Genomic DNA, 20,652 nt, shown 5'->3' on the forward strand with positions numbered 1-20,652 from the left:
CCTGTTCAAGCGCGCTCGCCGCACAGGTCCAGCGCAAACCACTGCTCTGCAGCATCTGCATCCAGCCCCGCGCCCAGCAGCGCAAACATCTTGCCCAGCGCCGCCTCACGGGTCATGCCACCGCCACTGACCAGCCCGGCACCGCGCAGGCGGTTGCCCGCCGCATAGGTATCGAACACCACCGAACCCTCGGGGCACTGGCTGATGGCAACCAGCATCACCCCACGCTGGCGCGCCGAGCGCAGCACGTCGAGCAAGGCTTGGTCATCCGACGGCCCGGTGCCGCTGCCGTAACATTCCAGCAGTAGCCCTTGCACCCCGGTGTCGAGCACCGCACGCAGGTGTTCGGCCTGCAAACCGGGGAATACCGGCATCACGGCAAGGTTCACCGGTTGGCGCTGCTGGCGATAACCCAAAGTGGCAGGTATGTCTTTCGCCCGCTCGCCTTCACGATGACGCGGCAACGCGGCGAAGGCGTCGAACGCTTCGCTGCGAAGCTTCGAGGCGCGGCAGCCCTGTAACAGCTGGCCATGGAAGTACAGCTGCACGCCAGCCTCAAGGCCTTGCTCGAACTGGCGCAGGGCACCGCACAAGTTGTCCCAGGCATCACTGCCCGGTGCACCGGCCGGCAACATTGACCCGGTCAGCAGCACCGGTACTGGCAGGCCCAGCAGCAGGAACGACAACGCCGCAGCGCTGTGGGCGAGGGTGTCGGTGCCATGCAGCACCAGCACGCCATCATGGCCGTCATTGTCCACTGCACGGACGATGGCATCGCGCATTGCCAGCCAGTTGTGCTGCTGCATGTTGGCACTGTCGAGCAGCGGGTTCATTTCCTGGAGCGTCCACTGCACCTGAGGTGCATCGCTCAGTTGGGCGAAGTGTTCGCGCATCCGCGCATCGAAACCACCGGCCGGCGCCAGGCCTTCGGCGGTTTCGAGCATGCCGATGGTGCCGCCGGTGTAGAGGACGAGAAGATTCGTGACTGCACGCATGGAAAGCATCCGTAGCGGTGACCGGAGAGTAGGCAGCCGCCCGCGAACGGGGCGGCTGGGCAGGCGAGGATATCAGCGCTGCGGTTGAACTTCGCCGACGGCTTTGTCAACGGCTGTTTCGGCCTGCGGATTGGCTGGCCAGGCGTTGCGATCCAGGTCCAGATCGGCGAACTTGCTCGAGTCGAAAACGGGCTGCTTGATGCCGGCTTTGCGCTGGTCGTCGTAATCGCGCATCACGCGCAGGCCGACCTTGAACAGCAAGGCCAGGGCGACCAGGTTGACGAAGGCCAGGCAGGTCATGGTGATGTCGGCGAATGCGAACACGGTCGACAGGTCCTGCACCGAACCCCATACCACCAGCGCCAGTACCAGGCCGCGGAACACCAGCAGTACCAAGCGGTTGCGGCTGAGGAACTGCAGGCTGTTCTCGCCCAGGTAGTAGTTGTAGAGGATGCAGGTGAAGACGAACAGCGACAGCGCGACGCTGACGAACAGCCGGCCCCAGTCACCGACCACGGCAGCCAGCGAGTTTTGCGTCAGGACGATACCGTCACCTTCAAAGCCCGGGGTATAGAACCCAGACAGCAGGATCAGCAGTGCGGTGCAGGTGCAAATCAGGAAGGTGTCGAGGAACACACTGAATGCCTGGACCACGCCTTGCGCACCCGGGTGCTTCACGGCAGCCACGGCAGCGACGTTGGGCGCACTGCCCAAGCCTGCTTCGTTGGCGAACACGCCGCGTTTCACGCCCATGACGATGGCGCTGCCGAGCAGGCCGGCGAATGCAGGGTCCAGGCCGAAGGCGCTCTTGAAGATGGTTTCCAGCATTGCCGGTACGTGTTCGATCTGGGTGCCGATCACGTACAGGGTCACGCCGATGTAGGCCAGGGTCTTGACCGGTACCAGCAGGTCGGAAACTGCGGCGATACGCTTGATGCCACCCAGGAACACGATGGCCAGCAGCACCGCCAGGGCGATACCGGTGTGGCTTGGGTCGAAGCCGAAGGCGTTCTGCAGCGAATGAGTCACGGTGTACGACTGCAGGCCCATGAAGGCGAAGCCATAGGTGACCAGCAGCAGGATCGAGAACACGATGGCCATGCTCCTGAGCTTCAGGCCGTGCAGGATGTAGTAGGCCGGGCCACCACGGTACAGGCCGTCGCCATCGGCGCGCTTGTACACCTGGGCCAAGGTACATTCGAAGAAGCTGCTGGCCATGCCCACCAGTGCGGTGACCCACATCCAGAACACGGCCCCCGGGCCACCCAAGGTCACGGCGATGCCGACACCGGCGATGTTACCGGCACCAACGCGGCCGGCGAGGCTCAGCATCAGGGCCTGGAAGGAGCTAAGCTGGCCTGCCTGACCACGCAGCGATTCTTTGAACACGCTGAACATGTGGGCGAAATGGCGGAACTGTACGAACCGCGAGCGGATGGTGAAGTAACCGCCGAGACCGACGATCAGCACGATGAGAAGCTTCCCTGAAAGGAAATCGTTGAGTGCTTCGAGCATTGGGAAATGACCTCGATTCTTATTCTTCGCGTGAAAAGACCAGCGGACGGCAGGCGCACCGCTATCGTTGGGGCGCATGGTTGGCCATGAGAAGAGTGGTTACAATTTCGCGGGTTGCTCTGAATTGGCGCGACTTGATGCTACACTTGCGCCATTCGCGTCACCCTGGATTCAAAACATGAGCGATCATTTCGCTACCAACCTCAAATTGGCCTGCAGCCACTACCGCTCTATCTCCGAAGTTTGCCGCCAGCTGTCGATCAACCGTGCGCAGTTCAACAAGTACCTGAGCGGGCAGAGCCGTCCGACAGCGTTCAACCTCAAGCGCATCGGTGATTTCTTCGGTGTCGAGGATTACGAACTGAACTTGCCACCCGAGCAGTTCGCCCGCCTCATCGGCGCCCGGGTATCGGCCGTGGCCGACCAGCCCAGCGACCCGATCAGCGAGCTGTTCCGCCCGCTGCACGAGCACGCCGGCAACCTGTCGCGCTACTGCGGCTATTACTTCGAGTACTCCAACTGCATGTCGGTACCCGGCACGATCCTGGTGTCACTGGTGCACCTGCGCGAGGAGCGCGGCCGCTTCCTGTTCGAACGCCAGGAGCGTCAGGAGCGCTCCACCGCCACCGACCTGCATGCCGAGGTGCGTTGCCGCTACCTGGGCGCGGCGTTCCAGCTGCAGGACCGGATGTTTCTCATCGACTACGAGTCGTTGACCCTGAACGAGATGAGCCAGACCATCCTCATCCCCAGCTTCAAGAGCCGCATCACCCGCTTGAATGGCCTGAAGACCGGCGTTTCCAGCGGCGACCGGCGCAACCCGGCCTGCACACGGGTGGTGTGGGAGTACCTGGGTGAGGAGATCAACCGCATCAACGCCTACCGGCAGGTGAAGCTGTATCAGCCGGACGATCCGCGAATCGATGACGATGTGCGTGAGCGGTTGAGTGTGGGGCCGCTCAGTAACGGCTTGTTCGAAATCGAATAGATTGCGCGTCTGTACGGGCATTGCCTCTTGGCGTCCGATGTCACGGGCAGGCTCAGCAGGCTTGTAGTTCAATGAATGCGAGAGTGAGGATCGCGGGTCTGGCCCTAGCGTTTACCCCGGTAGTGCTGTCAGCCTCAGGGTTGGACTTCCCCGTCTGGAAACCGCAAAATGGCCCCTTTCCCTCATCAACCTGTTCGGATCTGCTGACTCTATGCGTATGCGCCTGATGCTGTTGGGTGGTGGCAATGCCCTTGGGCAAGCGCTGATTCGTCTCGGGGCCGAGGAGGACATCGCATTTCTGGCGCCGCGCCCGCCGGAAGACGGCTGGACGCCGGCAAGCCTGACCCAGCTGCTTGACGATCATCGCCCTGATGCGCTGGTCAACCTGGCTTACTATTTCGACTGGTTCCAGGCCGAGTCGGTCAGCGAGCCGCGCCTGGCTCAGCAGGAGCGGTCGGTGGAGCGCTTGGCGGAGCTGTGCCAGCATCACCAGATCACCTTGGTGCAGCCTTCCAGCTACCGGGTGTTCGATGGTTCGCGTGCCACGGCCTATAGCGAAAAAGATGAGCCGGTGCCGTTGGGCCTGCGTGGCCAGGCCTTGTGGCGCATCGAACAGAGCGTGCGTGCGGCGTGCCCGCAGCATGTGCTGCTGCGCTTCGGCTGGCTGCTGGACGAGAGCATCGATGGTGCCTTGGGTCGCTTCCTGACCCGCGCCGAGCAACCGCAGGAGCTGCTGCTGGCCGATGACCGCCGCGGCAACCCGACGCCGGTCGACGATGCCGCGCGGGTGATCCTGTCAGTGCTCAAACAACTCGATTGCACCGCGCCGCTGTGGGGCACTTACCACTACGCCGGTAACGAGGCGACGACGCCGCTGGCGCTGGGCCAGGCGATCCTGGCCGAGGCCGGGCAGCATCGCCAGCTGGCCGTGCAGGCGCCGACCGCGCAGGCGCATGCCGCCCGCCCGGATGCCAGTGAAGAGCCGCAGAACGCGGTGCTGGCCTGCAAGAAAATCCTTCATACCTTCGGCATCAAGCCGCGTGCCTGGCGCGCCGGCCTGCCGCCTCTACTGGACCGTTTCTACCGCCATGGCTGACGCCCCCATCCTGATCACCGGCGGCGCCGGCTTCATTGGCTCCCACCTGTGCGATGCGTTGCTGGCTAAAGGCTACGCGGTGCGTGTGCTGGACGACCTTTCCACTGGCAAGCGCGACAACCTGCAACTGGGCAACCCGCGCCTTGAGCTGGTCGAGGGTGATGTTGCCGATGCCGCATTGGTGCAGCGCGCCGCGGCAGGTTGCAGCGCTGTGGTCCACCTGGCCGCGGTGGCTTCGGTGCAGGCGTCGGTCGAAGACCCGGTCAAGACCCACCAGAGCAATTTCATCGGCACCCTCAATGTTTGTGAGGCCATGCGCCTGCAGGGCGTGCGCCGGGTGGTGTTCGCCTCCAGCGCGGCGGTGTACGGCAATAACGGCGAAGGCCAGTCGATTGCCGAGGATACGCCCAAGGCACCGCTGACCCCCTATGCGGTGGACAAGCTGGCCAGCGAGCAGTACCTGGACTTCTACCGCCGCCAGCATGGGCTGGAGCCGGTGGTGTTCCGCTTCTTCAACATCTTCGGGCCGCGCCAGGACCCTTCGTCCCCGTACTCCGGGGTGATCAGCATTTTCAGTGAGCGGGCCACCCAAGGGTTGCCGATCACGGTGTTCGGCGACGGCGAGCAAACTCGGGATTTCCTGTATGTGGGCGACCTGGTGCAGGTGATGGTGCAGGCGCTCGAGCAGCCGCAGGTGGAAGAGGGCGCGGTGAATATCGGCCTGAACCAAGCGACTTCGCTGAACCAGTTGCTCAAGGCGCTGGAAACCGTGGTCGGCAGCTTGCCGCCTGTCAGCTATGGCGAGGCTCGTTCGGGTGACATTCGCCACTCGCGGGCGGATAACCAGCGTTTGCTGGCACGATTCGATTTTCCGCAGCCGACTTCGATGGTCGAAGGGCTGGCGCACTTGCTCGGCAAGGCGTGAAATCAAGGCCTCTGTAGGAGCGGGCTTGCCCGCGAAGAGGGCACCGCTCAGCCGTGGTTGATCACCCGTCTCCGGCAGTCCTCCGGCCCCACAACCCGGCCATCCTGCGCCCGTACCAGCAGCGTCTCGATCGGCTTGCCGCTGGCGCTATCCAGCAGCTGCGACCGTGCTTCCCCCGCCTCGAACAAAAACCTCTCCCCCCACTGCCGCAGCCCCACCACGATCGGAAACACCGACCGACCTTTGTCGGTGAGCACATATTCCTTGTAGGCACTGCCATCCGACGCCGGCTGCAGCTGCAGCATGCCGCTTTCCAACAGAAGCTTAAGCCGCGATGCGAGGATGTTCTTCGCAAGCCCAAGGTTCTTCTGAAATTCACTGAAGCGGCGCAGGCCATCGAAGGCATCGCGCAGGATCATCAGCGCCCAGCGGTCGCCCAATACCTCCAGGGCCCGCGCTACAGGGCATTGAGCGTTCACGTCATCGAGCATCGGGTGCAACCTTCGGTGATCATCTGGTTGCAGATTAAAACCACATTTGCTAAATAGCCAGTATGTGGTTTCAATTTGAAACCAGTTTCACTGGAGCTGAACCGATGAACGATTTGCTGACGCGCGGGATAACCCTGCTGCTCGCCGCCACCTGCGCCATGGCCGTGGCCACAGTCTATTTCGCCCAACCTTTGCTCGAGTCGATCGCGGCGGACCTGGGCGTGCCTCAGGCGCGCATAGGCTGGGTTGTCGGTGCCACCCAGGCGGGATACGCGCTGGGGCTGATCCTGATCGTGCCGCTCGGTGACTTGTTCGACCGCAAGCGCCTGGTACTGGGCCAGCTGCTGGTTGCGGCGCTGGCGCTGGCCGCCGTGGGCCTGGCGCACAGCTGGGCGGTAATGCTTGCCGCTTTGGCCCTGGTCGGGCTGATGGCGGTGATGGTGCAGGTGATGGTGGCGCATGCCGCGATCCTTGCCTCGCCCGCCCGTCAGGGGCAGGCCGTGGGTACGGTCACCAGCGGTGTGGTGCTGGGCATTCTGCTGGCGCGCCTGGTGTCCGGTGCGCTTGCCGATGTGGCGGGTTGGCGCAGCGTCTACTTCGTGGCGGCGGGGTTGCTGTTGCTGATGACCCTTGTGCTCTGCCATTGCTTGCCAGCAGGGCGCCGCCCGCAACATCGATCAGGTTACCTGGCACTGATCGGCTCGCTGTTCAGCCTGTACCGCCAGGACCGCTTGCTGCGCCGGCGTGGCCTGTTCGGCCTGTTGATCTTTGCCGCCTTCAGCGTGCTATGGAGCAGCATGGTCTTGCCCCTGGGGGCCGCACCCTTGGCGTTGAGCCACAGCGAAATCGGCCTGTTCGGCCTGGCAGGTATTGCCGGTACGTTGGCCGCGTCGCGTGCAGGGCGTTTGGCCGATCAGGGGTTGGCAGAACGCACCACCGGCCTGGCGCTGGCACTGTTGACGCTGTCATGGCTGCCGACAGCCTTCGTCGGGCAATCGTTGATGGCTTTCACGCTGGGTGTGCTGATGCTGGACTTCGCCGTGCAGGCGGTGCACGTCACCAACCAGAGCCTGTTGTTGGCCGGGCGGGGCGAACTGGCCAGCCGGTTGATCGGCGCCTACATGTGTAGTTATGCCATTGGCAGTGGGCTTGGCGCGGTGCTGGCGAGCTGGGCGTATGCCCGCTGGGGCTGGGGCGCAGTGTGCGCGCTGGGGATGTCGTTCAGCGCACTGGCGCTCGGTTACTGGCTGTGGCTGCAAACAGAAAGGGCGGCCTCGGCCGCCCTGCATCGCAGTGGTCAGAACTTGTAGCCAAGGCCGACCATGTAGACCCACGGGTCGACTTCCACGTTGACCTTGGTCTTGCTGTAGCCCAGCGCGCTCGGACCGTCGACGGTGGCCTTGGTGTCGATATCCACGTACCAGACCGAGGCGTTGACCAGCAGGTTGTCAGTGAGCATATAGTCCATGCCCAACTGACCTGCGATACCGACCGAGTCCTGCAGCTTGAGGTTGCTGAAGCCTTGTTGCTTGCGCGCGCTGCTCAGGTCTTCGTCGAAGAACAGGGTGTAGTTGATGCCGATACCCGCGTACGGCTGGAAGCGCGAGTTCGGTGCCATCGGGTAGTACTGCAGCGACAGGGTCGGTGGCAGTTGCTTGATGTCGGCCAGCTTGCCGTCCAGGCCGCCACCCAGGCCCTTCACGCCCACGGTGTGCTGGAACGGCGTGGCCGCCAGCAGTTCAAGGCCGACGTGGTCGGTGAGCATGTAGGCGAAAGTCAGGCCCAGTTGGGTGTCGCTGTCCAAGGTCGCCTTGGTGCCCGACACCTTGTTGCCGTCGAACTTCAGGTCGCCGCTGCTTTCGTTCGGGGCGGTGGTGATGGCGCCTGCGCGCAGGATCATGTCTCCCGCCTGGTAAGCGTGTGCGGCAGGGGCGGCGAGCGCAAGGGCCACAAGTGAGGCGCCGAGCAAGGACTTGTTCATGGAAGCTCCGAAAGGACGTGAGTAATCAAGTTGTCCAATGGTACGGAGCCGTCTAAACCGAATGTTTGACCCAGCTCAAAGAACTGCGTTCACGAATTCGAAACAGTTCTCACTTCAGCTCATAAACATATATTTTTTCGGCTTCCATCTGGTAACCGGCGTCGGCCAGCTCGCTGCTGGAGGCTCTGACGTGCAGCTTTCCTTCAATCCAGTAGGGCTGGTACAGGTCTTCGACGCGTACGCCCATTTCGCTGAAAATATGCACGATCTGGTTGGAGGGCGGTGGCGGTACATGGATGCAGGCGCCGTAGTAGGGCACTAACAGGAACTCGGTAGTGCGACCTTCTTCACTGACTTCCAGGGGCACGATATAGCCGGGAAGTTTGATTTGCTGGCCGTCCAGGCCCTTGACCACCGGCGCGTCGGGCGCTTGCTGGCGCGCCGCTGGGGCTGATTCAGCGGACAGGGCACTGCTCAGTTGCGACATGTCGTGCAGTGGGGCGAGTTGCGGCGGGATGATCGGCGCGCCCTCCGGGATCAGTGCAGGCCAGTCGAGTTCGCGGGGTTCGGCCGCCCAGGTGGGGGCGGCGAGCATCATTAGGGATAAAAACAGCGCGCGAAGCATGGCGTTTTCTCAGAGGTGAATCGACAGACCATCGGCCAGCGACTGCCGATAGGCGCGCCAGGCCGGCACGCTGCCCATCAGCAGCGCTGCGCCGAGGATGATAGCAAGCAGCGTCCACTCGTGCGTGCTGGGCCAGGCCAGCGGCAGGTACAGGCCGTAATTGGCCTGAACGTAGCCTTGGGCGAGGGCGATGCCGCCATACAGCAGGCCAAGCCCGGCAACGATACCGGCACTTGCCAGTGCCAGCGCTTCGAGAACCAGTAACCCGGCAATGTGCCAAGGCCGGGCCCCCACCGAGCGCAGAATCGCCATCTCCCGGCGACGTTCGTTGAGGCTGGTGAGAATGGCCGTGAGCATGCCGATCAAACCGGTCAGTACGACAAACAGCGAGACCACGAACAACGCCTGTTCGGCCGTGCCCATCAGGCTCCACAACTCCTGCAGCGCTACCCCGGGCAAGATCGCCAGCAGCGGCTCGCTGCGGTATTCATTGATCTCGCGCTGCAGGCTGAAGGTGGCGATCTTGCTGTTCAGGCCCAGCATGAATGCGGTGATCGCGGCGGGCTGCAGGTCCATGGCGCGAGCCTGTTCGGCACTGATGCGCCCGGCACCACGTGCAGGCACGCCGTTATGCCAGTCGACATGGATCGCCTCCATCCCCGCCAGGCTGATGTGCAACGTGCGGTCGACCGGTGTGCCGGTGCGTTTGAGCACGCCGACCACGGTGAACGGCTTGTCGTCGTGCTTGACCAGGCTTATTGCCGCCACACCATGGGCAAGCACCAGCTTGTCGCCAAGCCTGTAGTGCAGCGCCTCGGCCACCTCGGCGCCCAACACCACCTCGAACGGGTCGCCGGCGAACTCACGGCCCTGACTCAGCTCCAGATGCTGCCGGCGACCGTACTGGTAATGGCTGAAGTACTCAGCGGTGGTGCCCATCACTCGATACCCGCGGTGCGAGTCGCCGAGCGAGATGGGAATCGCCCACTTCACCCGTGGGTCCTGAGCGTAATGCTGGTAGCTGTCCCAACGGATATTGTTGGTGGCGTTGCCGATACGGAATACCGAATACAGCAGCAGGTTTACCGACCCCGAGCGGGCGCCGACGATCAGGTCGGTGCCGCTGATGGTGCTGGCGAAACTGGCGCGTGCTTCGGTGCGCACACGTTCCACGGCCAGCAACAGGCACACCGACAGGGCGATGGCGAAGGCGGTGAGAAACGCCGTGAAACGACGATTGGCCAGGCTGGCCAGGGCAAGGCGAAGCAGGTACATCAGGCCTCCCGGGGCTTGGCTGCGCGGTTGAGTTCGGCCAGTGACAGATGACGGTCGAACAGCGGTGCCAGGCTCTGGTCATGGCTGACGAACAACAGGCTGGAGCCGGCGGCGCGACATTCATCGAACAGCAGGCGGATGAACGCTTCCCGGGTGTCGGCATCCAGTGCCGAGGTCGGTTCGTCGGCAATGACCAGCTCGGGTTGGCCGATTAATGCTCGGGCAGCGGCCACCCTTTGTTGTTGGCCGATCGACAGGCTGTCGGCGCGGCGGGCAAGCAGTGCCGGGTCGTTCAGGCCCAGATGGGCAAGCAGCTCGCTGGCAGCTTGGTCGACACTGCCGTGGCGTTGGCGGGCGCGGTCGGCCCGGCTGTGCGAAAAGCGGCAAGGCAGTTCGACGTTTTCTCGTACCGAGAGGAACGGCAGCAGGTTGAACTGCTGGAAGATATAACCGGTGTGATCGACCCGAAAGCGGTCGCGGGCGCCTTGGCCAAGGCTGCCGAGATCCTGGCCGAGCAACTGGATATGGCCCTGAGCTGGCACGTTCACCCCGCCCAGCAGGCCCAGCAAGGTGGTCTTGCCACTGCCGCTGGGGCCTTTGAGGAACAGGGCCTCGCCTGCTTCCAGGCGAAACGCGGGGATATCCAGCAATGGCGGCTGCCCTGGCCAGGCGAACAACAGGTCTTGCAGCGCGATCAACGGCAGGCTCATTCAGAACGCAACCACGGCCTTGGCAGGCGAGATGTCCAGGCCTTTCTGACCGCTCGGGCCGATCAACTGCACATTGATTTTCTGCGTGGCGGGGAAGGTCTTGAACAGCGGCGTGAGGTCGAGCTGAGAGAGCTTGTCCGGGGCGGAGCATTTGAGCTGATAGTGGGCACTGATGTCGCTGTGCTGGTGGCCATGCTCATGTTCATCACCGTCGTCATCTTTTGCCGCATCACCGAACAGTGGGCTCTCCAACTCCTGAGCATCTTCCTTGCAGCCAGCAGCCGCTGCCAGGCCAAACAGCTTCAGAGGTTGCTCGAGCTGCTGGCGCACGGCGGCAACCTTGGCTTTGTCGGCATCACTGCTGGCGCTGTGTTCAAAGCCAACCAGGTTCATTGCCGGGCTCTCCAGCTCCAGCTCAAGGGTGTTGCCGTCGAGCACCACATTGAGCTTGGCCACACCGTGCTCATGCGCCCCGAGTGTGCCGTGGGCGTGATCATGGTCATGGTCATGGTCATGGTCTTCGTGGGCATTAGCCACGGCCAGGGGCAGCAGGGCGAAGGGCAGGGCGAGCAGCAGGCGACGCATGGACGACTCCAGAAGCAGACTGGGAATGATTTGGTAATGTTATAACAACTTTTCTCTGTGCCGCCAGCCTGCGTGGTGCAGGTTTCATGTTGTTGTAGCATGAGGGTATTGAACGCGCTTGAAGGAATGCATCGTGAGAATTCGTGGACAGATTGGTGACTGGCCGGTGGACCTGACCATCGAGCTGGAGCCCGCGGAGTGGGCGCAGTTGGGCCGGCAGCTTGCAGTGCCTGTGGTCGCCGAAGCGGCATCGCCGGCCATGGCGGCGGCGTCGCGCCAGGATGACGGGCAGTGGACGGCTGCGCGGGAGGTGCTGCGTCAGGCGGGGCAGATGAACGGGCCAGAGTTGCTGGACCGGTTGGAAGGGCTGGCGGGTAGTACGGCGGCGGGCAAGCGGCTGCTGGTGCGGTTGCGACACAGCAGTGAGGTGAAGGTGGAAAGTGGCGCTGATGCGCCGGTGTATCACTGGGTCGGGTAAAGCTGTAGGCGTTTTTTTGCCCAGCAAGCGAGGGCATGGCCCTCGCCTACTGCGCTAATCAGAACATGGCCGAAGACAGCCTGCGGCGGTACACAGCCACCAGCGGATGGTCGCCACCGAGCAGGTCGAACACTTGCAGCATCGCCTTCTGCGGCAAGCCGTTTTCATAGGCGCGGTTACGCTGGAACAGCTTCAGCAGCCCATCCAGCGCCGCTTCATACTGCTGGCGCGCCAGTTGCTGGATGCACAGCTGGTAAGCCGCTTCATCATCCTGCGGGTTCTGCGCCAGGCGGCTTTTCAGGTCGGCGACTTCCGGCAGGCTGGCGGCCTGGCGCAGGAAGGTCAGCTGCGCTTTGGCACCGGCCAGGGCGGCCTTGTGCTCATCGGTCTTGACCGCGTCCAGCACGATCTGCGCTTCGCCCAGCTCACCGCGCTCGGCCAGGCAGCGGGCATACAGGATCAGCGCCTCGGCATTGCTGTTGTCTTCCCCCAGCAGGGCCTGCAGCAATGCTTCGGCCTCGGCGAAACGGCTCTCGGCGAACAAGCCTTTGGCTTGCTCCAAGGGCGAGGCGGCCGGTGCGGCAGGCATCTGCACATGTGGCTCGAGCATGGCGCGGATCGCCGACTCCGGCTGCGCGCCGGCAAAGCCGTCGACCGGCTGGCCATCCTTGAACAGCACTACTGTGGGCAGACTACGAATGCCGAACTGGGCAACGACTTGCTGCTCAACGTCGCAGTTGATCTTGGCCAGCAGCAGCTCGCCCTGATAACCCTCGGCGATTTTCGCCAGCAATGGCATCAGCGCCTTGCAGGGCGCGCACCACTCTGCCCAGAAGTCCACGAGGACCGGCTTGTGGAAGGAGTTTTCGATCACCAGTTGCTGGAAGTTGGCGTCGGTGGCATCGAAGATAAAAGGTGTTTCCTGGCTCATCGCGACTCTCGCAAATCCGTGAATGGCACCACTATAAAGGCTCGCGGCTGGCGTGGTACAGGCTGACCCGGCGGAATTCGTGCGGCTCGGCCAGGTCCGGGAGGGTCAGTGCTTCAAGCACGCCCAACTGCTGGTAAAGCGGGTGGCTGAAGTCGCGTACACGTGAGTCGGCCACCAGGGCCTGGCGACCGCGGCCAAGGAAGGCATCGAGTAGCGGCAGGTTGGCGCGGTCGTACAGCACATCGGCAACCAGAATCAGGTCGAAACGGTCGTCTTCGGCGAAGAAGTCGTTGCTGTAACTGAGCTCAACCCCGTTCAGCTCGGCATTGGCGCGGCTGGCATCGAGTGCCAGCGGGTCGAGATCGCAGGCCACCACTTCCAATGCACCGGCGCGCGCTGCGGCAATGCCGGCGATACCGGAGCCGGAGCCAAAGTCCAGCACGCGCTTGCCGGCGACCCATTCAGGGTGCTCGGCCAGGTAGCGGGCCATGGCCAGGCCGCTGGCCCAGCAAAAGCTCCAGTACGGTGGGTCTTCGAGAATACGCCGGGTTTCTTCAATGCTGAAGGCGCGGTCCATGTTCTGATCGTCGATCAACCAGAGTTTGAGCGCGCACCCAGGCAGTTCGCTGACGACCAGCCGCGCTTCGCCGATCAGGCCGCTGAGGGCCTGTTGCAAGGCAAGCGGTGCCACCTAAGGCGCCTTCTTGAAACGCAGCGGGCCAGTGGCCTGAGTCTGGGCCTGGGTGATGCGCACGGGCGGCAGGTGCATGATCAGTTGGCCCGACTGGCTGGCGCGGCCACGCAGCTCGACCCGAGCGCCGGCCGGGAAGACCTCTGGGTTGAAGCGCAGACGGTAGGGCAGCGCCTGGCCGGTCCCGGTCAGGGTGCTGCTGGCCAGAAGCTGTTGCGGGCGGTCGCGCTCGTCGATGACCAGCAAGGCCAGTTCCACGTCGGCACCGCGTGGGATTTCCAGCAAGGTACCACTCAGTTCGCGTTGATAGGCGGGCAGCGGGCCCAGCGGTTCGGCCTTTTTCGCCACCTTGGCGGGCGCAGGTGCCGGGGCTGGCTCGGTCTTCGGCCGATCGCTGCCACAGGCGGCGAGCAGGGCGGCGCAGCCCAGCACGACGAGCGCTCGATAATGCATGGGGTAATCCTTCAGGGGCAGATTTACCTTGGATGTTAACCCCTTTGGCTTGTCTTGCCAGTGGGATGCGCTACCATGGCCCTCCCTTTTTTTGTTGCCTGCCACCATGCACTGTCCCTTTTGCGGTGCCAACGACACCAAGGTCATCGACTCGCGCCTGGTCGCCGAGGGCGAACAAGTGCGCCGCCGTCGCGAATGCGTAGCCTGCGGCGAGCGTTTCACCACCTTCGAAACCGCGGAGCTGGTATTGCCCCGGCTGATCAAGCAGGACGGCACGCGCCAGCCTTTCGACGAAGAAAAGCTGCGTGCCGGCATGCAGCGGGCGCTGGAGAAGCGCCCGGTCAGCGTTGAACGCCTTGAGGCGGCCCTGGCACATATCAAGAGCCGGCTGCGCGCTACGGGTGAGCGCGAGGTCAAGTCGCTGGTGGTGGGTGAGCTGGTGATGGCCGAGTTGCGCAAGCTCGATGAAGTGGCCTACATCCGTTTCGCTTCGGTGTACCGGCGCTTCCAGGACCTCGATGAATTCCGCGAAGAAATCGACCGCCTGGCCCGCGAGCCGGCTAAAGAGTGAGCATGCCGAGCGAGACCGCGATCCTCGACGCCCATTACATGGCCCGTGCCCTGGAGCTTGCCCGCAAGGGCATCTACACCACTCACCCCAACCCGCGCGTGGGTTGTGTGATCGTCCGTGACGGCGAAGTGGTGGGTGAGGGCTGGCATGTGCGCGCCGGTGAACCACATGCCGAGGTACATGCCCTGCGCCAGGCCGGTGAGCGTGCCCGCGGCGCCTGTGCCTACGTGACGCTCGAGCCTTGCAGCCACCATGGCCGCACCCCACCGTGCGCCGAAGCGCTGGTACAGGCAGGCGTAGCGCGGGTGGTGGCAGCCATGCAGGACCCCAACCCGCAAGTCGCCGGGCAGGGCCTGCGCCGCCTGGCCGAAGCGGGCATCGAAGTCGCCAGCGGCGTGCTCGAAGCCCAGGCCCGTGCCCTGAACCCCGGTTTCCTGAAGCGCATGGAGCATGGCTTGCCGTTCGTGCGGGCCAAGCTGGCCATGAGCCTGGATGGCCGCACCGCAATGGCCAGCGGCGAAAGCCAATGGATCACCGGCCCTGCCGCCCGCTCTGCAGTGCAGCGCTTGCGTGCCAGTGCCAGCGTGGTGCTGACCAGCGCCGCCAGCGTGCTGGCCGACAACGCACGGATGACCGTGCGCGGTGCCGAGTTGGGCCTGGACCCCGACGCCACCGCGCTGGCGCTGAGCCGCACCCCCCTGCGCGTGCTGATCGATGGCCGCCTGCGCCTGCCGCTGGACGCGCCGTTCTTCCAGGCCGGCCCTGCCCTGGTGGTAACCGCCATGGGGGACGATACGCGGTACGGCCAGGCTGGCCACGAGCTGCTCAGCCTGCCGGGCAGCAATGGCCAGGTCGATCTGCTCGCCTTGATGCAGGCACTTGCAGCGCGTGGCGTCAACGACATCCTGCTGGAAGCCGGCGCTGGCCTGGTCGGCGCTTTTGCCCAATTGGGCCTGATCGACGAGTACCAGCTGTTCGTCGCCGGCACCTTCCTTGGCTCCCAGGCCCGTCCGTTGCTGGACTGGCCACTGTCGAAGATGAGCGAAGCGCCACGGCTGAAAATCACCGAAATGCGTGCAGTGGGCGATGACTGGCGGGTCACGGCCATCCCTCTGCCGGCGCCCGGCGTATAATGCCGGGCTTGCCCTGCGCAACCCGTTTTTGAGGAAGTCCCCATGTTCACCGGCATCATCGAATCCATCGGCACCATCCGCAGCCTGACCCCAAAGGGCGGTGACGTGCGCGTCTACGTCGAGACCGGCAAGCTCGACCTGGGTGACGTCAAGCTCGGCGACAGCATCGCCGTCAACGGCGTGTGCCTGACCGCCGTAGAGCTGCCAGGTGATGGTTTCTGGGCTGACGTCAGCGTCGAGACCCTCAAACGCACCGCGTTCATCGACCTCAAGAGTGGCAGCAAGGTCAACCTGGAGAAGGCCCTGACCCCGACCACCCGCCTGGGCGGCCACCTGGTCAGCGGCCATGTCGACGGTGTCGGCGAAATCATCTCGCGCAGCGATAGCGCTCGCGCCATCCAGTTCCGCGTGCGTGCACCCAAGGAACTGGCCAAGTACATTGCCCACAAGGGTTCGATCACCGTCGACGGCACCAGCCTGACGGTCAATGAGGTCAATGGCGCCGAGTTCGAGCTGACCATCGTCCCGCACACCCTGTCCGAAACCATCATGGCCGACTACCGCGCTGGGCGTCGGGTAAACCTTGAGGTCGATTTGCTGGCCCGTTACCTGGAGCGCTTGCTGCTGGGCGACAAGGCTGCCGAACCGAGCAAGGGCAGTGGCATTACCGAAAGCTTCCTGGCCGCCAACGGCTTCTTGAAATCCTGATTGAGAAGGGGGTGCCGCGTGGCGCTCAACAGCATCGAAGAACTGGTCGAAGACATCCGCCAGGGCAAAATGGTCATCCTCATGGATGACGAAGACCGTGAAAACGAAGGCGACATCATCATGGCGGCCGAGTGCTGCCTGCCTGAGCACATCAACTTCATGGCCAAGCACGCCCGTGGGTTGATCTGCATGCCGATGACCCGCGAGCGATGCGAAACGCTCAAGCTGCCGCTGATGGCGCCGCGCAACGGCTCGGGCTTCGGCACCAAGTTCACCGTGTCGATCGAAGCGGCCGAAGGTGTTACCACCGGCATCTCGGCGGCCGACCGCGCACGTACCGTGCAGGCTGCAGCCGCCAAGGACGCCAAGGCCGAAGACATCGTAAGCCCTGGCCACATCTTCCCGCTGATGGCCCAGCCCGGTGGTACCCTGGCGCGCGCCGGGCACACTGAGGCCGCCTGCGACCTGGCGCGCATGGCCGGGTTCGAGCCTAGCGGCGTTATCTGTGAAGTGATGAACGATGACGGCACCATGTCGCGTCGCGCCGAACTCGAAGTGTTCGCCGCCGAGCATGGCCTGAAGATCGGCACCATCGCTGACCTGATCCACTACCGCATGATCCACGAGCGCACCGTGCAGCGCGTTTCCGAGCAGCCGATCGAGAGTGAGCTGGGTGAGTTCAACCTGGTCACCTACCGCGACGCCGTGGAAGGCGACGTCCACATGGCCCTGACCCTGGGCAAGGTTTGCGCCGAAGAGCCGACCCTGGTGCGGGTGCACAACATGGACCCGCTGCGCGACCTGCTGCTGGTCAAGCAGCCCGGCCGCTGGAGCCTTCGCGCGGCCATGGCCGCAGTTGCCGAGGCCGGCAGCGGCGTGGTGCTGCTGCTGGGCCACCCACTGGACGGCGACGTGCTGCTGGCACATATCCGCGAAAGCGCAGGCGATGCACCGACCAAGGCACCGACCACCTACAGTACCGTGGGCGCCGGTTCGCAGATCCTGCGTGACCTTGGCGTGCGCAAGATGCGCCTGATGAGTTCGCCGATGAAATTCAATGCGATATCCGGATTCGATCTGGAAGTTGTAGAATACGTGCCCTCCGAGTGACTTGAGGCGGCGCTTGCGCCCTCACGCTCGAGTCCAAACCCTCCCGAGGCCGCCAGTGCGCGGCCTCGCTCTTGAAGATGAGAACATCGGAATGACCCTGAAGACCATCGAAGGTACCTTCATTGCCCCCAAAGGTCGCTATGCTTTGGTGGTTGGCCGCTTCAACAGCTTCGTCGTAGAAAGCCTGGTGAGCGGTGCCGTTGATGCCCTGGTACGCCACGGTGTCAGCGAAAGCGACATCACCATCATCCGTGCGCCGGGCGCGTTCGAAATCCCGCTGGTGGCTCAGAAAGTCGCCCAGCAAGGTGAATACGACGCGATCATCGCCCTGGGTGCAGTGATCCGTGGCGGTACCCCGCACTTTGAATACGTGGCGGGCGAATGCACCAAGGGCCTGGCCCAGGTGTCCATGGAGTTCGGTGTGCCGGTGGCCTTCGGTGTCCTGACCGTCGACTCCATCGAGCAAGCGATCGAACGTTCCGGCACCAAGGCCGGTAACAAAGGTGCTGAAGCTGCCCTGTCCGCTCTGGAAATGGTCAGCCTGCTGGCGCAGTTGGAGGCCAAGTGATTAGCGACGAAAGCGATCGTTTCAACCCGCGCGATCCAAAACCTGCGGATGCCGGCAAGCCATCGAAGAGCGCCAAGCGCCGCGAAGCCCGCAAGCTCGCGACCCAGGCCCTGTACCAATGGCACATGGCTCAGCATTCGCTGAATGAGATCGAAGCGCAGTTCCGGGTCGATAACGATTTTACCGATGTCGATGGCGCCTATTTCCGCGAGATCCTGCATGGGGTTCCGGCAATCAAGAGCGAAATCGACAGCGCACTGAAACCGTGCATGGACATCGCCCTGGAAGAGCTCGATCCGGTCGAACTGGCCGTATTGCGCCTGTCTACCTGGGAGTTCATCAAGCGCGTCGATGTACCGTATCGCGTTGTGATCAACGAAGGCGTAGAGCTGGCCAAGGTATTCGGCGCCACTGACGGCCACAAGTTCGTCAACGGCGTGCTGGACAAGCTGGCACCTTCGCTGCGCGAAGCAGAAGTCAAGGCGAACAAGCGCTGATCCTGGCGCTGTCGAGCCATGGGTGAGTTCGAGCTGATCAACCATTACTTCGCCGCCGCGCCCTGTGCGCAGGGCGGTGAGGGCGTGGCACTGGGCATTGGCGACGACTGCGCCTTGCTCGAGCTTCCCCCGGGCGAGCAGTTGGCGGTGTCTACCGACACCCTGGTTGCCGGGGTGCACTTCCCGACGGTTTGTGACCCGCGCCTGCTGGGGCAGCGCTCACTGGCCGTGGCGGCCAGCGACCTTGCAGCCATGGGCGCCAATGCCATCGGCTTCACCCTTGCCCTCACCCTGCCTGACGTCGGTCCCGACTGGCTCGCCGCCTTTGCCGACGGCCTCAGCCGCATGGCCCAGCGTTGCCGCATGAGCCTGATTGGTGGCGACACCACTCGCGGCCCCTTGAGCATCACCGTCACTGTTTTCGGCAGCGTCCCGGCTGGCCAGGCACTGTGCCGCAGCGGTGCCCGGCCGGGTGACCTGCTGTGTGTGGGGGGCGTGCTAGGCAAGGCTGCCGGTGCGTTACCGTTGGTGCTGGGCGAGCGACAAGCGCCTGCCGAGCAGGCCGAGCCCCTGCTGGCCCACTACTGGTCGCCGTTGCCTCAACTCGGCCTGGGCCGGCGCTTGCGCGGGCGAGCGACGGCGGCGCTGGACATCTCCGATGGCCTGCTTGCCGATTGTGGTCATATCGCCAAGGCCTCCGGGGTCGCCCTTGAGGTGAACCTGGCGCAGGTGCCAGTGTCTCCTGCACTAGAGGCCTTTCTCGGCCGCGACGCGGCGGTGCAGGCGGCGCTCACCGGTGGCGACGATTACGTGTTGGCGTTCACCCTGCCCCCTGAGGCGCTTTCATCCCTGGCGGACGCCGGCGTACATGTCATCGGCCGAGTGCTCCAAGGGCAGGGTGTGACCCTGCGTGACCCCCAAGGCCAGGACATCACTCCCGTACAACGGGGCTATCAACACTTTAGGGAGACACCGTGACCGACCACCCCAATCAGGTGCCTGCGGAGTTCGTTCCGCCATCGGTCTGGCGCAACCCGTGGCACTTCATCGCCTTCGGCTTCGGTTCGGGCACGATGCCCAAAGCGCCCGGGACCTGGGGCTCGATGGTGGCCATCCCGTTTATCCCACTCTGGCAGATGCTGCCCGATTGGGGTTACTGGCTGCTGCTGGGCATCACCATGCTGTTTGGCTTCTGGCTGTGCGGTAAGGTCGCCAATGACTTGCGCGTACACGACCACGAAGGCATTGTCTGGGATGAAATGGTCGGCATGTGGATCACCCTTTGGCTGGTGCCGGAAGGGTGGCAGTGGATTCTGGCGGGGTTCCTGATGTTCCGCTTCTTCGACATCCTCAAGCCATGGCCGATTCGCTGGATCGATCGCCATGTGCACGGCGGTGTCGGCATCATGCTCGACGATATTCTGGCTGGCGTGTTCGCCTGGCTGGGCATGCAGGTTCTGGTGTGGGCGGTTGGCTGAGACAGGGAGCGCTTTGGATGGCCATTCGGACTGTGCTGCTGGCAATTTTGTTCAGCGTTGCCCATGGGGCGCTGGCAGCCGAAGGCGTACCGAAACAGGTCCATCTGGTCAGTGAAGAGTGGCTGGATTACACCAATGCCGATGGTACCGGTGTGGCCTGGGATGTCTTGCGCAAGGTCTTCGAGCCTGCCGGCGTCAAGGTCGTGGCAAAGAGTGCCCCTTACAGCCGTGCCGTCGGCCTGGTCAAACGCGGCGAGGCCGATGCTTGGGTCGGGTCTTACAAGGATGAGAACGACGACAATCTCTACCCGCGTTGGCACTTCGACATGGACCACATCTATGCGCTGGGGCTTGCCAGCAAACCGGTGCCTACCTTGGACACCGTTGGTCAGTATCGCTTGGCCTGGGTGCGTGGCTACGATTACGGCAGCTACCTGCCGAACGTAAAGGAGTCGCGCGAGATCCAGCGCCGCGAAGGCATCCTGCCGATGCTTGAACATGATCGCGTGGACTTCTACATCGATGCGCTGACCGAGGTTGACTACGTGCTTGGCCAAACCTCTCAGCCGGAACGGTTTCGTCGAACCCATGTCGCCGAACTGCCGTTGTACCTGGCCTTTGCCCGCAACGAGCACGGCAAGGCCCTGCGTGAACTGTTCGACAGACGCATGGCTGAACTGGTACGCAGCGGCGAGTTGAAGCCTATCTTCGAGCACTGGAAACAGCCGTATCCCTTTACTGCCGACAGCAAGCCTCAATAGCACCAAGGGCTGCCAGGGGGTAACCGAACATCGAACTTTTCGATCTTAACCCACGGTATTCAGCCAGCGCACAGGCGCTGACCTGCT

Annotated in this window: 25 protein-coding genes; 14 read left to right on the forward strand and 11 right to left on the reverse strand. The window is 63.6% G+C overall.

Annotation, left to right across the window (positions count from 1 at the left end; translation table 11 throughout):
* Positions 1 to 5 precede the first annotated feature (5 nt).
* Positions 6 to 995, reverse strand: coding sequence for an asparaginase (locus JET17_RS02755; RefSeq protein ID WP_042111107.1), 990 nt, complete (start codon positions 993 to 995; stop codon positions 6 to 8).
* Positions 996 to 1,067: 72 nt separating this feature from the next.
* Positions 1,068 to 2,510, reverse strand: a complete 1,443-nt coding sequence (locus JET17_RS02760) for an alanine/glycine:cation symporter family protein (protein WP_012312492.1) — start codon at positions 2,508 to 2,510, stop codon at positions 1,068 to 1,070.
* 178 nt (positions 2,511 to 2,688) lie between these two features.
* On the opposite strand from JET17_RS02760, the gene JET17_RS02765 reads away from it, so the two are divergent.
* From JET17_RS02765 to JET17_RS02775, 3 genes are all read left to right on the forward strand, one after another.
* Positions 2,689 to 3,498: a helix-turn-helix domain-containing protein gene (locus tag JET17_RS02765; RefSeq protein WP_012312493.1), complete on the forward strand. Its 810-nt coding sequence runs from the start codon at positions 2,689 to 2,691 to the stop codon at positions 3,496 to 3,498.
* Positions 3,499 to 3,709: 211 nt separating this feature from the next.
* Positions 3,710 to 4,594, forward strand: a complete 885-nt coding sequence (locus tag JET17_RS02770; RefSeq protein ID WP_012312494.1) for a sugar nucleotide-binding protein — start codon at positions 3,710 to 3,712, stop codon at positions 4,592 to 4,594.
* Positions 4,587 to 5,519, forward strand: a complete 933-nt coding sequence (locus JET17_RS02775; RefSeq protein ID WP_012312495.1) for an NAD-dependent epimerase/dehydratase family protein — start codon at positions 4,587 to 4,589, stop codon at positions 5,517 to 5,519. The genes JET17_RS02770 and JET17_RS02775 overlap by 8 nt, the downstream gene beginning before the upstream one ends.
* Positions 5,520 to 5,566: 47 nt before the next feature.
* Here JET17_RS02775 and JET17_RS02780 read toward each other — a convergent pair whose 3' ends face one another.
* On the reverse strand, positions 5,567 to 6,010 hold the full coding sequence (locus JET17_RS02780; protein WP_012312496.1) for a winged helix-turn-helix transcriptional regulator: 444 nt from the start codon (positions 6,008 to 6,010) through the stop codon (positions 5,567 to 5,569).
* A gap of 104 nt (positions 6,011 to 6,114) precedes the next feature.
* Here JET17_RS02780 and JET17_RS02785 point away from each other — a divergent pair, with 104 nt between their 5' ends.
* The gene (locus tag JET17_RS02785) at positions 6,115 to 7,320 is read left to right on the forward strand and encodes an MFS transporter (protein WP_012312497.1); all 1,206 of its coding nucleotides are present in this window, start codon (positions 6,115 to 6,117) and stop codon (positions 7,318 to 7,320) included.
* Here JET17_RS02785 and JET17_RS02790 read toward each other — a convergent pair.
* The 5 genes from JET17_RS02790 to JET17_RS02810 all read right to left on the reverse strand — a co-directional run bounded on the left by JET17_RS02790 (position 7,308) and on the right by JET17_RS02810 (position 11,186).
* The gene (locus JET17_RS02790) at positions 7,308 to 7,991 is read right to left on the reverse strand and encodes an OmpW/AlkL family protein (protein WP_012312498.1); all 684 of its coding nucleotides are present in this window, start codon (positions 7,989 to 7,991) and stop codon (positions 7,308 to 7,310) included. The two genes, JET17_RS02785 and JET17_RS02790, sit on opposite strands and share 13 nt — an antisense overlap.
* Before the next feature lie 109 nt (positions 7,992 to 8,100).
* Positions 8,101 to 8,616, reverse strand: a complete 516-nt coding sequence (locus tag JET17_RS02795) for a DUF3299 domain-containing protein (protein WP_012312499.1) — start codon at positions 8,614 to 8,616, stop codon at positions 8,101 to 8,103.
* Positions 8,617 to 8,625: 9 nt separating this feature from the next.
* Entirely contained in the window at positions 8,626 to 9,891 is a 1,266-nt protein-coding gene (locus JET17_RS02800) for an ABC transporter permease (protein WP_012312500.1), read from the reverse strand.
* Complete coding sequence (locus tag JET17_RS02805; RefSeq protein ID WP_012312501.1) at positions 9,891 to 10,601, reverse strand: ABC transporter ATP-binding protein; 711 nt, start codon at positions 10,599 to 10,601, stop codon at positions 9,891 to 9,893. The genes JET17_RS02800 and JET17_RS02805 overlap by 1 nt, the downstream gene beginning before the upstream one ends.
* Positions 10,602 to 11,186 (reverse strand): DUF2796 domain-containing protein, encoded by a 585-nt coding sequence (locus JET17_RS02810; RefSeq protein WP_012312502.1) that lies wholly within the window; start codon positions 11,184 to 11,186, stop codon positions 10,602 to 10,604.
* A gap of 133 nt (positions 11,187 to 11,319) precedes the next feature.
* On the opposite strand from JET17_RS02810, the gene JET17_RS02815 reads away from it, so the two are divergent.
* Positions 11,320 to 11,664, forward strand: coding sequence for a hypothetical protein (locus JET17_RS02815; RefSeq protein ID WP_012312503.1), 345 nt, complete (start codon positions 11,320 to 11,322; stop codon positions 11,662 to 11,664).
* A gap of 58 nt (positions 11,665 to 11,722) precedes the next feature.
* Here JET17_RS02815 and trxA read toward each other — a convergent pair whose 3' ends face one another.
* Genes trxA through JET17_RS02830 form a run of 3 tightly spaced genes read right to left on the reverse strand, consistent with a single transcriptional unit; the run spans position 11,723 to position 13,739 of the window.
* A complete protein-coding gene (gene trxA, locus JET17_RS02820) occupies positions 11,723 to 12,595 on the reverse strand; it encodes a thioredoxin (RefSeq protein WP_012312504.1) in 873 nt (290 codons plus the stop codon).
* A 31-nt stretch (positions 12,596 to 12,626) separates the two neighbouring features.
* On the reverse strand, positions 12,627 to 13,286 hold the full coding sequence (locus JET17_RS02825) for a class I SAM-dependent methyltransferase (RefSeq protein WP_012312505.1): 660 nt from the start codon (positions 13,284 to 13,286) through the stop codon (positions 12,627 to 12,629).
* On the reverse strand, positions 13,287 to 13,739 hold the full coding sequence (locus JET17_RS02830; protein ID WP_012312506.1) for a YbaY family lipoprotein: 453 nt from the start codon (positions 13,737 to 13,739) through the stop codon (positions 13,287 to 13,289).
* 106 nt (positions 13,740 to 13,845) lie between these two features.
* Between JET17_RS02830 and nrdR the strand changes: the two genes are divergently transcribed.
* The 9 genes from nrdR to JET17_RS02875 all read left to right on the forward strand — a co-directional run bounded on the left by nrdR (position 13,846) and on the right by JET17_RS02875 (position 20,565).
* Complete coding sequence (gene nrdR / locus JET17_RS02835) at positions 13,846 to 14,310, forward strand: transcriptional regulator NrdR (RefSeq protein ID WP_008092351.1); 465 nt, start codon at positions 13,846 to 13,848, stop codon at positions 14,308 to 14,310.
* A 2-nt stretch (positions 14,311 to 14,312) separates the two neighbouring features.
* Positions 14,313 to 15,443, forward strand: a complete 1,131-nt coding sequence (gene ribD / locus JET17_RS02840; RefSeq protein ID WP_012312507.1) for a bifunctional diaminohydroxyphosphoribosylaminopyrimidine deaminase/5-amino-6-(5-phosphoribosylamino)uracil reductase RibD — start codon at positions 14,313 to 14,315, stop codon at positions 15,441 to 15,443.
* Positions 15,444 to 15,485: 42 nt separating this feature from the next.
* Complete coding sequence (locus tag JET17_RS02845) at positions 15,486 to 16,151, forward strand: riboflavin synthase (protein ID WP_012312508.1); 666 nt, start codon at positions 15,486 to 15,488, stop codon at positions 16,149 to 16,151.
* A gap of 18 nt (positions 16,152 to 16,169) precedes the next feature.
* Positions 16,170 to 17,261, forward strand: a complete 1,092-nt coding sequence (gene ribBA, locus JET17_RS02850; RefSeq protein WP_012312509.1) for a bifunctional 3,4-dihydroxy-2-butanone-4-phosphate synthase/GTP cyclohydrolase II — start codon at positions 16,170 to 16,172, stop codon at positions 17,259 to 17,261.
* Positions 17,262 to 17,352: 91 nt separating this feature from the next.
* Positions 17,353 to 17,829: a 6,7-dimethyl-8-ribityllumazine synthase gene (ribE, locus tag JET17_RS02855; protein WP_008092356.1), complete on the forward strand. Its 477-nt coding sequence runs from the start codon at positions 17,353 to 17,355 to the stop codon at positions 17,827 to 17,829.
* Positions 17,826 to 18,326 carry a transcription antitermination factor NusB gene (gene nusB, locus JET17_RS02860; RefSeq protein ID WP_012312511.1) on the forward strand — a complete coding sequence of 167 codons (501 nt, stop codon included), beginning with the start codon at positions 17,826 to 17,828 and terminating at the stop codon, positions 18,324 to 18,326. The genes ribE and nusB overlap by 4 nt, the downstream gene beginning before the upstream one ends.
* Positions 18,327 to 18,344: 18 nt before the next feature.
* Positions 18,345 to 19,304 carry a thiamine-phosphate kinase gene (thiL, locus tag JET17_RS02865; protein ID WP_012312512.1) on the forward strand — a complete coding sequence of 320 codons (960 nt, stop codon included), beginning with the start codon at positions 18,345 to 18,347 and terminating at the stop codon, positions 19,302 to 19,304.
* Positions 19,301 to 19,804, forward strand: a complete 504-nt coding sequence (locus JET17_RS02870) for a phosphatidylglycerophosphatase A (protein ID WP_012312513.1) — start codon at positions 19,301 to 19,303, stop codon at positions 19,802 to 19,804. The genes thiL and JET17_RS02870 overlap by 4 nt, the downstream gene beginning before the upstream one ends.
* A 17-nt stretch (positions 19,805 to 19,821) precedes the next feature.
* A complete protein-coding gene (locus JET17_RS02875) occupies positions 19,822 to 20,565 on the forward strand; it encodes a substrate-binding periplasmic protein (RefSeq protein WP_012312514.1) in 744 nt (247 codons plus the stop codon).
* The last annotated feature ends 87 nt before the right edge of the window (positions 20,566 to 20,652 follow it).

Origin of the sequence: Pseudomonas putida (genome assembly GCF_016406145.1) — a bacterium.
GTDB lineage: Bacteria > Pseudomonadota > Gammaproteobacteria > Pseudomonadales > Pseudomonadaceae > Aquipseudomonas > Aquipseudomonas putida_E.

What these genes read in the sequence shown, in the direction of transcription:
- JET17_RS02755 (WP_042111107.1), bottom strand. Translation starts at nt 995, where the DNA reads ATGCGTGCAGTCACGAATCTTCTCGTCCTCTACACCGGCGGCACCATC.
- JET17_RS02760 (WP_012312492.1), bottom strand. Translation starts at nt 2,510, where the DNA reads ATGCTCGAAGCACTCAACGATTTCCTTTCAGGGAAGCTTCTCATCGTG.
- JET17_RS02765 (WP_012312493.1), top strand. Translation starts at nt 2,689, where the DNA reads ATGAGCGATCATTTCGCTACCAACCTCAAATTGGCCTGCAGCCACTAC.
- JET17_RS02770 (WP_012312494.1), top strand. Translation starts at nt 3,710, where the DNA reads ATGCGTATGCGCCTGATGCTGTTGGGTGGTGGCAATGCCCTTGGGCAA.
- JET17_RS02775 (WP_012312495.1), top strand. Translation starts at nt 4,587, where the DNA reads ATGGCTGACGCCCCCATCCTGATCACCGGCGGCGCCGGCTTCATTGGC.
- JET17_RS02780 (WP_012312496.1), bottom strand. Translation starts at nt 6,010, where the DNA reads ATGCTCGATGACGTGAACGCTCAATGCCCTGTAGCGCGGGCCCTGGAG.
- JET17_RS02785 (WP_012312497.1), top strand. Translation starts at nt 6,115, where the DNA reads ATGAACGATTTGCTGACGCGCGGGATAACCCTGCTGCTCGCCGCCACC.
- JET17_RS02790 (WP_012312498.1), bottom strand. Translation starts at nt 7,991, where the DNA reads ATGAACAAGTCCTTGCTCGGCGCCTCACTTGTGGCCCTTGCGCTCGCC.
- JET17_RS02795 (WP_012312499.1), bottom strand. Translation starts at nt 8,616, where the DNA reads ATGCTTCGCGCGCTGTTTTTATCCCTAATGATGCTCGCCGCCCCCACC.
- JET17_RS02800 (WP_012312500.1), bottom strand. Translation starts at nt 9,891, where the DNA reads ATGTACCTGCTTCGCCTTGCCCTGGCCAGCCTGGCCAATCGTCGTTTC.
- JET17_RS02805 (WP_012312501.1), bottom strand. Translation starts at nt 10,601, where the DNA reads ATGAGCCTGCCGTTGATCGCGCTGCAAGACCTGTTGTTCGCCTGGCCA.
- JET17_RS02810 (WP_012312502.1), bottom strand. Translation starts at nt 11,186, where the DNA reads ATGCGTCGCCTGCTGCTCGCCCTGCCCTTCGCCCTGCTGCCCCTGGCC.
- trxA (WP_012312504.1), bottom strand. Translation starts at nt 12,595, where the DNA reads ATGAGCCAGGAAACACCTTTTATCTTCGATGCCACCGACGCCAACTTC.
- JET17_RS02830 (WP_012312506.1), bottom strand. Translation starts at nt 13,739, where the DNA reads ATGCATTATCGAGCGCTCGTCGTGCTGGGCTGCGCCGCCCTGCTCGCC.
- nrdR (WP_008092351.1), top strand. Translation starts at nt 13,846, where the DNA reads ATGCACTGTCCCTTTTGCGGTGCCAACGACACCAAGGTCATCGACTCG.
- ribD (WP_012312507.1), top strand. Translation starts at nt 14,313, where the DNA reads ATGCCGAGCGAGACCGCGATCCTCGACGCCCATTACATGGCCCGTGCC.
- JET17_RS02845 (WP_012312508.1), top strand. Translation starts at nt 15,486, where the DNA reads ATGTTCACCGGCATCATCGAATCCATCGGCACCATCCGCAGCCTGACC.
- ribE (WP_008092356.1), top strand. Translation starts at nt 17,353, where the DNA reads ATGACCCTGAAGACCATCGAAGGTACCTTCATTGCCCCCAAAGGTCGC.
- thiL (WP_012312512.1), top strand. Translation starts at nt 18,345, where the DNA reads ATGGGTGAGTTCGAGCTGATCAACCATTACTTCGCCGCCGCGCCCTGT.
- JET17_RS02875 (WP_012312514.1), top strand. Translation starts at nt 19,822, where the DNA reads ATGGCCATTCGGACTGTGCTGCTGGCAATTTTGTTCAGCGTTGCCCAT.